Below are 9,923 nucleotides of genomic sequence, written 5' to 3' on the forward strand. Positions count from 1 at the left end.
CCATACTAATCGGCAGGACAGCCATTTTGCACAGCCGAAGGCTGCCCGAAGGGCGAGGGCCATGGATGGCCCGAGTGCATCCCGCCCCTCCGTTGGCTTCGAAACAGCTATCCTTCCCCAGTCGGAATTGTGCAAATCGTTGTAAATCAATGGCTTAGAAGCCCGCTCACGTAGCGGGTTTTTTGTATCTGTAATTTAAGTCCATACTAAGTCCAAATTTACTCATCAATTTCCCGCTTAACCCCTTCCCGCTACTGGGAAGCCGCCAGATTGTTGTAACTATCGCGCTCAGCAAATCGCTATAGCCGCTTGCTTCTGCGCGCATACCCGAGCGGCTCTTTGGGCCGCCGAGCCCTTAAATGCGTGAGTGCGCCTTCGAGTGGCCCGTGCTAGCCTTATAGTCATATGCTCTAGACTAGAAAGCGGTTCATATGCGGTGGATGAATCCATAGGACCGGTCTAAGCAGCAATGAAAATAGTTTGAATAGTTTGCCCAGTGTATTTGCGGTGTGGCCGGAATGAAGCACATTGCGGAGAAGCAGTGCGTGTTTCCATCCCACCTGATTGACGGAAAGCTGTCTGAAAGATATCGAAAACTAGGGGTGTCCGTCTTCAGTAAAATGGTTGATTGGGGGATGGCATGCATGCGTATTCTAAAGGCGCCAAACACCCTAGGAGCATGAATATGATAACGGTCCGGATTAACGAGAATTCGCAAGATTATTCAAAGATTAATCCAAGCTAGATCAACGCGAAAATACGGGAAAGAGAAAAGGAAGGGGTTGCTATTTGCGTGGTTATTGAAGTCAGAAAGGGTGACGTCAGAATCTCTTTAACTGCTGGAAACTGCGAGGATATGGGCGCCCACCGAATCACCACGAAAAGGAAGTGTTGAATCTATGGGATAAGTTAGGTGTGGATCAAAACCCAATTAACACAGGTAAACTCAACGCCTTTCTGGAACAAGTCTCAAGGTTGTGAGCGTGTTTGACAAAAATTATGTCAACGGCTGATGGGCGGGGCCTTCGCTCCGGCGCTTCGCGCCGCAGCTTCGTATTTGGGTATTAGGAAGTTATTATGATTAGAGATATCGATTCAAGGAAAACAGAGTATATAGGTACTATATATAGATCCCGAACTGAGGCTAGATGGGCAGTATTTTTTGATCGTTTGGGGGTCACATTCGAATACGAAAAAAATCTTATAACTCTTTCATCTGGTGAAAAATACTTGCCAGATTTTTATATCCATGACTTCGACACTTACCTTGAAGTTAAGTCTTCATCAGAGGAAGTAGTTACTGAAGAATGCGTAAAGGCCATAGCCTTTTCAAATGAAGTTGGCGATGTGAATGTTTGGCTTTCTATAGGAGCGCCATCATCCAAAAGGGCAAACATACTACCTTTGAGCCTATGGGAGAGTGACAGAGACATCAAGGAGATACTGTCCTCACCGGAGAATCGATATAAAATTCTAGAAGATAGAAGAGATCATCAGATTTATTGGCTGCACTCTGAATACACTGGAGGTTCGTTTCATCATAGCTACATGATCGGCGGACCAGGCATACCAACAGACCATAGCAGGCTTCCTTTGCTTCATAATGTGGTTAAAGAAGCATATGAAGCTGCTTTCAATGTAAAGTTTAAGTGAAAGCGATTGGCAAGTACAGGGATTTGGAGGGCAGATTGTGAACTTACCGTATGAATTCATATTCCCGGAAAAAGATTGGTATATAGTTGAGATCGGAAAAGCTACAAGCTGGGACTTGTACGTAATAGTATCCCTGCACGTAATGTCGCATGAAGATAGAATTAAACGTCTTTCTGCGTTGGGGTTTGAAGTAAATGAGAATGATAAAAAAAGTTCCTTCCTAGGGGTATCTGGGGGAAAGGAAGAGAACGCCTATCATTACTCCATACACGTTTTTGAAGAATATAGCGGAGCTAAAGCTTACTATGACTATGAAGTATCGCGTAGCTCTGAATCATCTCATTCTTACTATCAGAGATTTAAAATATGGAGAACTATTTCACGGTTTAGGTATCGTGCAAAGAGAGATCCTGGGTTAAGTTTAATCGACAACCTTCTTCATGATAAAGATGTAGGAAAAGTTAATCTTAGTGCCAAACAAGAATAGTTCGCTTGGACGGATTTGAGCGCCGTGACGTTGCCAAGTAACGTAAACGCTCTGTATGGTTAATTCCTCTATGTTAAGAGGTTCAACATGGTAAGAATGTTTATATACATACTTATAGGCGCTACCTGTCTCATATCCTACGCACAGGCGCTTGATGCGTTACTCAACCCGAACTACAGAGGAATATTTCAGCATCCTGATCGCACCGAATATATTTATATGCCGATAGGTTTTGGTGTGCTACTTGGAGTGGCCATGTTTCTTAGTTCAGTTTGTGGTCATAGAGGGTGGCGTAGGTTGGGAATTGTACTAAGCGCAATCTCCGGAATATACCTCTCCTATAGTATATCTGAGACAGTTTACTCAATGATTTATTTTTTTTTCGTAGCATTTGGCATTTCTCTAATGTTATACCACCTAGTACTAATGGTGGGGTTATGGATAATATCTGGATTCATAGGAAGTAAAGAGTGAACATATATAAATTCTGCTCTGAAAATGTATAATGAAATTAGTATCTGGTAAGCAGATACTATCGTAAAATTAGTTCAACTACTTAATTGGTCTCAGTCAGATCTTGTTGAACGCTAGGCGAGGAATATTTAATTGACAAAATTTAGATTGCTCAGTTGGTTGTGCGCGATATGGCGCTGGTTGGCAGAGGCCAGAGTCGTCTTTATGGGGCTGTTCATCTTGGTTGTCGCCTTTTTGTTAGAAATAGCTGTCTGGCAAAGCGAAGCCTCTATCAGGATTTCGGGTTTCGTTCTTCAGCTTATCGGCATGTTGCTTGCCATCAGGGGATTATTGCTCATTCGAGCACACTTTAGGCAGCCCTTGTTACGGGATCTTTTAATAAAGTGGATAAAGCGCTTTCCAAACTGGAAAGGTCGAGTTGTTAGGGGCGCTGGTGTCGCTGCTGCGATGAATGCTACGGGAACAGCTGATTTAACTGCATGGACTCCAGATAATCCAGAACATTCGTTAGAGAAGAGGGTCGATGCGATAGTTGAAAATCTTAGCCGCCTCCGGGAATCGCAATCTCAGCAGAATATTATTCTTAGGGAACTAAAGGGCAGCCATGAAAAACACATAAAGGAGACAGCAGAGGAAACCCAAAGGTTAGAAAAAGATCTGCGAGCGGATTTAGAGTCTCTACATACGTCGGATATCGTAACGTCCCTTGTGGGGCTGGTTTTGCTGACCTTTGGGATATTTCTAAGCACTTTGGCGCCTGAGTTACACTTTTGGCTACACCATACTTAATCCGTGTCAATAGCCATTCATTTAGACCTACCATATAGCGTTTAACTTGTCGTCTTTTGCTTTATTCGATAGCTCTCATCGTCCTGCATGGAGAGTACAGTTATTGACAGAACTCCAAGGGAGCGAAATTCTCGGGTTGTGCCAATAAGTGCGGACTTGTACGCTAAATGTGATCGGTTTGAATACCGGTAGCTTCTGCCTCTTCTGATGTTGGATTGGCATTCTGGCTGACTAGGCGCACCGTCCAATCGTGAACTCGGGTTATTACCCGCTCGGGTCCGTAGAACAGGCCTTTTAAATTTTTTACCGCTTCGCCGTATTTGTTCAGCGTTTCACGAATGATCATCATAGGCCTTATCGGTCGGTCTTTTCGGGGGAAAACCGCTCCGCCCATGAGACGGGTGTACTCCTCCCTGTCGCTGTCGTCGGCCGCTGCGATGGGCTGGCGAAGCAGTTCTTTGTCTTCCGTATTAGCCTCTAATCGGCGTAATTCCCGCCAAACCGTGACGCTGGCCCCTCCAATTTGCTGAAACTGGCGAATCCCCCACACGGAAGCCCAGGTCTCAATTCTTATGGCGCTTTCTTTGGCGTCTCGTCCGAAGGAATCGGCGTCGATGCCGAAACCGTCGATATTTTTGGAGATGTACTTGACGATGTAGCCGGTAGCGCTGCCTTTGTTGGGATCTATCGTTTCGGCGGTAAAGCGTCTTAGTGCCGCCCCTGGCTCATCCCCGCCTTCCGCAAGGGCGTAGCGCCTCAAAATCTCGGTTGCTCGTGCGGCCTGGTCCGCCGGAATGAAGAGCAAGAGGTGCCAATGGGGTGTTTCGTCGTGGTGCGGCTCAGTGACGCGCATTCCGTAGGTGTAAAAGCTGGTACGGAAGAGGTGTTCGTATCAGCCGTTTAGAGCTTAGTAAGTCGGTCTGAGAGCGAAGTGGGAGGCTAGAATTGAGCTTTCCTTAGCTCAGCGTGATAAAGCTTTTTCGAATGGCTTGGTGTTTCATCAACGAGTGGTGGACCTAGCCACCATATGAAGCATTGCACGCACACCCGGACGACTTGTGGCACGTTTTATCCTTGGATATGCAGCTGTCTCCGCAAGCCTTGCCTTTGCGGCAAATTTTGCAGCAGCTCTGGGCAAGCTCCATAAGCGTATCTGGTTCACCTGATGCAGACGTTGAATCGGCACAAGCGGCACTCTCGACGCTCAATGAAGCTGAAGAATCGATGTCAGGGCTAGAGTTTACGGGTGTTCCTGCAAAGACTCCGGCGCTGAATACTAAGGATATGAGTAAGATAAGGGTAGCTCGAGACATATTGATATCCGCCATTTAAGAATAGTTGTTATTTGCAGTGCGGAGACGGTGCTACTTTGGCAATACTTGGCAAGGTCCCCAGCCCAGACTGGTCCTTCAAGTCGTTTTCCATACTAGCACGTAAATTCACGCGCCACCTTCTTTGTGGACGGTAATTTTTGGCTCATGCAGCTGTTAGTCTAGCTCTTGATGATTATACGTCAATGACGTATATTTAGCGGGAAAACGGAGAATTGTGGTTACTGGTGATTTATGCAAAGAGTGTTCGCGGTAATATCCCAGCTCACTTGCTGAAATCCATCCGAGAGGTAATTGAAAATGGCTAAACAACCTACCATGACCGGGGAAGAGCTAGGCAAAAAGCTTCTACAGTCCGTGAATGAAATGAAGGCGGGTAAAGTAGCACGGACGACGCAGGTTTCGCCAAATGAAGTGGCGGCGGCTCGTATTAAAACCGGGCTTTCCCAGTCACAGTTTGCAGAAGCTCTACATATATCCCCTCGCACTCTTCAGGAATGGGAGCAAGGACGTCGAAAACCTTCAGGCGCCGCCCAAGCTCTCATCCAAATTGCTTTTAGGCACCCTGAAGTCATTACAGAGTCCTTAATGAAAGAGGCAGGCTGACAAGCAAATTATAAACGCGCGTTTCACGTGCCGGACACTCTCCTGCGTCGGGTGCCATATATTCGCACGTTTTCCTGACACAGTATCCCTTGATAGCTATACGTCAAGGTTTATCGTTCCCCCAGTTGAATAGACACCTTCTATAAAAATTTTTGCTCAAAAAATTACAACAGGAGTCGTAAACGATGCCATTGTTCAATCCCTCAATCAGAACCCGGCGCACCGTCACAACACTCGTTTCATCGGCCGCAATGGCTGCTGCGTTCTGTGTCCTTGCGGCCTGCAACTCTGAAACCAATAGCCCACAAGTTACCGACATCGCCCCAGTGCAATGGCAGCAGCACAAGGCCAGTACACCACCCAGTGCGCGCCACGAAAACGGTTTTGTGGCTGTAGGTGAACATTTGTATCTGATCGGCGGTCGAGGTGAGCGGCCTTTGGACATCTTTGATCCAGCCACTGGGAATTGGAGCCAGGGCGCCAAACCGCCGTTTGAAATTCACCATATGCAGGCCATCGAATACGACGAAAAACTCTACGTGCTGGGCGCCATGACCGGCGGTTTTCCGGAAGAGCCTCCACTGGCTAATGTCTTGATTTACGATCCCGCCACGGACGCCTGGTCGGAGGGGCCAGAAATTCCCGCCGATCGTCGGCGTGGCGGCAGCGGCGTTGTGTTGCATGAAGGGCTGATTTATCTCGTGGGTGGAAACACGCGTGGCCATATGAGCGGCTATGTCCCCTGGGTGGATGTGTTTGATCCGGAAACCGGACGCTGGACGCAACTGCCCGATGCACCCCATGCGCGGGATCATTTTCATGCGGCGGTGATTGATGGGCACATATACGCGGCCGCAGGGCGTACCTCATCCCACGACACGGGCGAAAGCATGTCGCTCACCGTTGCGCCCGTCGATGTGTATGACATTGAAAACCAACGCTGGCACACACTGGAAGCGCCTTTGCCCACCGAGCGTGCTGGTACGGCAACGGTGGCTTTCAATGGATTGTTGGTGGTCTTGGGCGGTGAGAGTATCAGTCAAGTTGAAGCCCACCGCGAAGTGGAGGCGTACAACCCGGAAACTGGGGAATGGCTCAGTCTGCCACCTTTACCGGTTGGGCGCCACGGGACCCAGGCCACGCTGTTCAATGGAGAATTGCATATTGTCGCCGGCAGCGAAAATCGTGGTGGCGGTCCTGAGTTGAATGATCATTGGGTTATGGAGATGGGTGAGTAGGTATCCGTACAAACTTATTCATTCGCCAATTTCATGGGCACTTAGTGCCCTGGGGAAACAGGGAGAACGATGCTAAATGGAAACGCAACCTAAACTTCATACCAAACGATTGACGCTACGGCCATTCTCATTGACAGACGCTCCCCGAGTGCAGGCGTTGGCGGGCGACCGTCGAGTATCAGCAATGACGGCCAACATACCGTATCCCTATAAAGACGGTATGGCGGAAAGCTGGATAGCCTCTCGGGCTGTTGCGTTTTCGCGTGGTGAGGCAATCGTTTACGCGGTCACTCTTTCGGAAACGTCGGAACTGATCGGGACAGTGAGTCTAACCGAACTCACAGCTGCCGACGGTAATCTCGGTTACTGGATTGGGTTTCCATACTGGGGTAACGGGTATTGTACCGAAGCCGCGGGCGCTCTGGTTGAGTTCGGACTGAAAGAGTTCGGGTTGCCACTGATTTATGCCAGGCACCTGAAAGAAAATCGCCCTTCAGGGCGGGTAATCCTCAATATCGGTTTCCAGTATACAGGTACAGTGTCTACGAATGTTCATGGTGAAAGGCGCGTGCTTGAACACTACGAGAGAAGGACGTGACTGCCCCTCTGGCGTTGCGTCGACACCGGGCACCAGGTATCGCTAAGGCAAAGGTTCTTCACACTATGGATTTGACGATTCAGGACAAGCTCCCTGCTCCCGTAAAGCACTGGCTCGACATCTTCCTCGCCGCGAGCCAATATTGGCTGGGCAGCCAGGCCTTCATCTACGCCGCCGCGCTGGCGTTCTTCACGGTCTTCTCGATCGCACCGGTGTTGGTCGTGGTGGTCATGCTCGTTGGGCTGTTTATCGGTGAGCGGGCGGTTCAGGGCCAGCTCTTTGAACAGCTTGAGGGGACCATCGGGCCGGAGGCCGCCGGAGTGGTTCAGACAGCAGTGGTCAATTCGCAAATTGATCAGAGCGGCATCTGGCCGGCGCTGATCGGGATCACGGCCACCATCATCGGTGCCACCACCGTGTTCGCCCAGATGCAGCGGTCTCTGAATGAGATCTGGAGTGTTGTGCCGCGTCCCTCCAAAAGCAGTCTCTGGATCTTTATCAAAAGCCGATTGTTGTCGCTGACCATCATTCTGGCCATCGGCTTCGTTCTGCTGGTCTCGCTGCTGTTGTCCGTGGCCTTGCGTACCATCATGGCGTTTGCGGAGGAGTGGTTGCCGGTGCCCGGTTGGGCCATGGTAGGGATGGAACTGTTTCTCTCACTGTTCGTGGTGACGGCGCTGTTTGCTGCGATGTTCAAAATCCTGCCGGATGTACTTCTGTCCTGGCGGGACGTTCTGCTCGGCGCCTTCATCACCGCCGTGCTGTTCACGGTGGGCCGCTCCCTGATCGCCATTTACCTGGCCTATACGGCGACGGCATCGGCCTATGGTGCCGCCGGCTCTCTGGCGCTGCTCCTGTTATGGGTGAACTATTCCTCCATGATTCTCCTGTTCGGGGCGGCGTTTACCCGGGCGCACCTTGAGGGCCGGGGTCTGTCAGTGCTGCCCAGGAGCACAGCGGTGCGAGTGCATCGCGAGTTGATTGACGAAGTGCAAAAGAAAAATGAGTGAGAAGGCTCATTGCTGCATCTCTTGAAGTCCGGTGACAGGCCGCCGGGCAGTTCGACGCCCCTGTTTCACGGGGCATCAAGCTCATACTACCGCGCTCAGACGTTCAATCCGTTGTTTCGCAGCCGCCAGATTTTTCTCGGCTTTTTCCTTCATCGCCAGGCCTTCGGCGTGGATAAATTCCACATCGGTGATACCGATGAATCCGAGAAATTGGCGGACAAAATCGGTCTGGGCGTGGCTTTCACCGTACACTCCTCCGCGGGTCACAAAGACATAGGCCTTTTTGCCTTTGACCAAGCCCTCCGGGCCGTTCGCGGAGTAGCGGAAGGTAACGCCGGCGCGGGCGACATGGTCGAAGTAGGTATGCAGCGTCGACGGAATGTTGAAGTTGTACATGGGTATTCCAAGGAGGATCACATCGGCGCTGACCAGCTCCGCAATCAATGCATCTGATTGGGTGACCGCTTCATGCTGCGCGTCCGTCATCTCATCCGGGGTGGCGGTGAAGGCCTGGAATCGCTCAAGGTCGAGGTGGGGGACCGGATCTTCGGCCAGGTTGCGATTAATGACTTTGCCGCCAGGGTGCAGGGTCAGCCAGTGCTCGACGAAACGGTTGATGAGTGCTGAGGACTGTCCCTGCTCTCCGAACAGGCTGCTTTGAATGGTCAATAACGTGCTCATGATGTACCTCCAGATCAATTGTTGATGGCTAGGGGTATCTAACCATTGATCCAGTCGATATAAAAATGCAAATATTGGCTTAAAATCATCAAATGGATAGATATATGAAAGCGAAACCCACCCCCCATATCACGTTGGAGCAATGGCGCTGCCTAGTGGCTGTGGTTGATGCCGGGGGCTACGTCCAGGCCGCCGAGGCGTTGCATAAGAGTCAGTCCTCAATCACTTATGCGGTGCAGAGGCTTGAGCACATGCTGGACGTCAAGGTGTTCTCGATTCAGGGGCGAAAGGCGACGCTGACCCCGGTCGGGCGCATGTTGTACCAACGCGCGCAGCAGTTGCTGGAAGACTCGTTAAATATCGAACGGGCGGCGGGCAAGGCCTCTGCGGGCTGGGAGAGTGAGATTGCCGTTGCCGTGGAGGTACTGTTTCCCGCCTGGCTGCTGCTGGAATGCCTCGACGCGTTTGGAGAGATCAGTCCGCAGACCCGGATCAACGTTTATGAAACGGTGCTTGATGGCGGCAAAGAGTTGTTGAAGCGGGGCGAGGTGGACCTTGCGATCCTGCCACAGATTCCGGTCGGTTACGATGGTTCTATTATTCAGCGTGGCGCCAAAATCATTCCTGTTGCCCACCCCGATCATCCTTTGCATCAGTTGGGGCGTGAACTGTCACTCCGCGACCTTCGCAAGCACCGACATGTTGTCGTGCGCGATACCTCCTCTGAGCGCAACGACCGAACGTACACCGTGGACGTGGAGCAACGGTGGACGGTGACCAATATGGCGACCCTGATTGGCGCGGTATCGCGTGGATACGGTTTTGCCTGGTTGATGGAGGAGAAAATTCGGCATGAACTGGCCGCTGGGACTCTCAAGCCTCTGCCCATGCGTAAAGGGCGCGAACGCTTTGTCGATCTGTATCTGGTGTTTGCCGGCGGCGATGTGGCAGGTCCGGGCGTGGAGCGCCTGGCACACATCATCCGGGATAGAACCCAGACCGCGTGCGCCAGGTTTCTATCCGATAAAGAGCCTGAACAGCGGTAAGTACGCGATT

The 9,923-nt window shown here is 50.8% G+C and carries 9 protein-coding genes and 1 pseudogene; 8 read left to right on the top strand and 2 right to left on the bottom strand.

The window, feature by feature from the left end; all coding sequences use genetic code 11:
* The first annotated feature begins 1,077 nt into the window (after positions 1–1,077).
* The 3 genes from OOT55_RS02735 (at position 1,078) to OOT55_RS02745 (ending at position 3,403) form a co-directional block, all read left to right on the top strand.
* Positions 1,078–1,653 (top strand): hypothetical protein, encoded by a 576-nt coding sequence (locus tag OOT55_RS02735; protein WP_265367632.1) that lies wholly within the window; start codon positions 1,078–1,080, stop codon positions 1,651–1,653.
* Positions 1,654–1,690: 37 nt separating this feature from the next.
* On the top strand, positions 1,691–2,140 hold the full coding sequence (locus OOT55_RS02740; RefSeq protein ID WP_265367633.1) for a hypothetical protein: 450 nt from the start codon (positions 1,691–1,693) through the stop codon (positions 2,138–2,140).
* 678 nt (positions 2,141–2,818) lie between these two features.
* Entirely contained in the window at positions 2,819–3,403 is a 585-nt protein-coding gene (locus OOT55_RS02745) for a hypothetical protein (protein ID WP_265367634.1), read from the top strand.
* A gap of 163 nt (positions 3,404–3,566) precedes the next feature.
* Here the strand turns inward: OOT55_RS02745 and OOT55_RS02750 are convergent.
* Positions 3,567–4,265 (bottom strand): annotated as a pseudogene (locus OOT55_RS02750) (replication endonuclease); the annotation flags it as partial.
* 769 nt (positions 4,266–5,034) lie between these two features.
* Between OOT55_RS02750 and OOT55_RS02755 the strand changes: the two are divergent.
* The 4 genes from OOT55_RS02755 to OOT55_RS02770 all read left to right on the top strand — a co-directional run bounded on the left by OOT55_RS02755 (position 5,035) and on the right by OOT55_RS02770 (position 8,186).
* Entirely contained in the window at positions 5,035–5,340 is a 306-nt protein-coding gene (locus tag OOT55_RS02755; RefSeq protein WP_265367635.1) for a helix-turn-helix domain-containing protein, read from the top strand.
* 185 nt (positions 5,341–5,525) lie between these two features.
* The gene (locus tag OOT55_RS02760) at positions 5,526–6,578 is read left to right on the top strand and encodes a Kelch repeat-containing protein (protein WP_265367636.1); all 1,053 of its coding nucleotides are present in this window, start codon (positions 5,526–5,528) and stop codon (positions 6,576–6,578) included.
* A gap of 76 nt (positions 6,579–6,654) precedes the next feature.
* Positions 6,655–7,176, top strand: coding sequence for a GNAT family N-acetyltransferase (locus OOT55_RS02765; RefSeq protein WP_265367637.1), 522 nt, complete (start codon positions 6,655–6,657; stop codon positions 7,174–7,176).
* Between the two features lie 65 nt (positions 7,177–7,241).
* Complete coding sequence (locus OOT55_RS02770; RefSeq protein WP_265367638.1) at positions 7,242–8,186, top strand: YihY/virulence factor BrkB family protein; 945 nt, start codon at positions 7,242–7,244, stop codon at positions 8,184–8,186.
* 81 nt (positions 8,187–8,267) lie between these two features.
* On the opposite strand, the gene OOT55_RS02775 is transcribed toward OOT55_RS02770, so the two are convergent.
* Positions 8,268–8,867 (bottom strand): FMN-dependent NADH-azoreductase, encoded by a 600-nt coding sequence (locus tag OOT55_RS02775; protein ID WP_265367639.1) that lies wholly within the window; start codon positions 8,865–8,867, stop codon positions 8,268–8,270.
* 104 nt (positions 8,868–8,971) lie between these two features.
* Here OOT55_RS02775 and OOT55_RS02780 point away from each other — a divergent pair, with 104 nt between their 5' ends.
* The gene (locus OOT55_RS02780) at positions 8,972–9,913 is read left to right on the top strand and encodes a LysR family transcriptional regulator (protein ID WP_265367640.1); all 942 of its coding nucleotides are present in this window, start codon (positions 8,972–8,974) and stop codon (positions 9,911–9,913) included.
* Positions 9,914–9,923 lie beyond the last annotated feature (10 nt).

The organism is Marinimicrobium sp. C6131, from assembly GCF_026153455.1.
Taxonomy (GTDB): Bacteria; Pseudomonadota; Gammaproteobacteria; order Pseudomonadales; family Cellvibrionaceae; genus Marinimicrobium.

Bases quoted from the DNA above. Each gene is read 5' to 3' on its own strand.
- OOT55_RS02780 (WP_265367640.1), top strand. From the start codon at position 8,972: ATGAAAGCGAAACCCACCCCCCATATCACGTTGGAGCAATGGCGCTGC.
- OOT55_RS02735 (WP_265367632.1), top strand. From the start codon at position 1,078: ATGATTAGAGATATCGATTCAAGGAAAACAGAGTATATAGGTACTATA.
- OOT55_RS02760 (WP_265367636.1), top strand. From the start codon at position 5,526: ATGCCATTGTTCAATCCCTCAATCAGAACCCGGCGCACCGTCACAACA.
- OOT55_RS02755 (WP_265367635.1), top strand. From the start codon at position 5,035: ATGGCTAAACAACCTACCATGACCGGGGAAGAGCTAGGCAAAAAGCTT.
- OOT55_RS02775 (WP_265367639.1), bottom strand. From the start codon at position 8,867: ATGAGCACGTTATTGACCATTCAAAGCAGCCTGTTCGGAGAGCAGGGA.
- OOT55_RS02770 (WP_265367638.1), top strand. From the start codon at position 7,242: ATGGATTTGACGATTCAGGACAAGCTCCCTGCTCCCGTAAAGCACTGG.
- OOT55_RS02765 (WP_265367637.1), top strand. From the start codon at position 6,655: ATGGAAACGCAACCTAAACTTCATACCAAACGATTGACGCTACGGCCA.
- OOT55_RS02745 (WP_265367634.1), top strand. From the start codon at position 2,819: ATGGGGCTGTTCATCTTGGTTGTCGCCTTTTTGTTAGAAATAGCTGTC.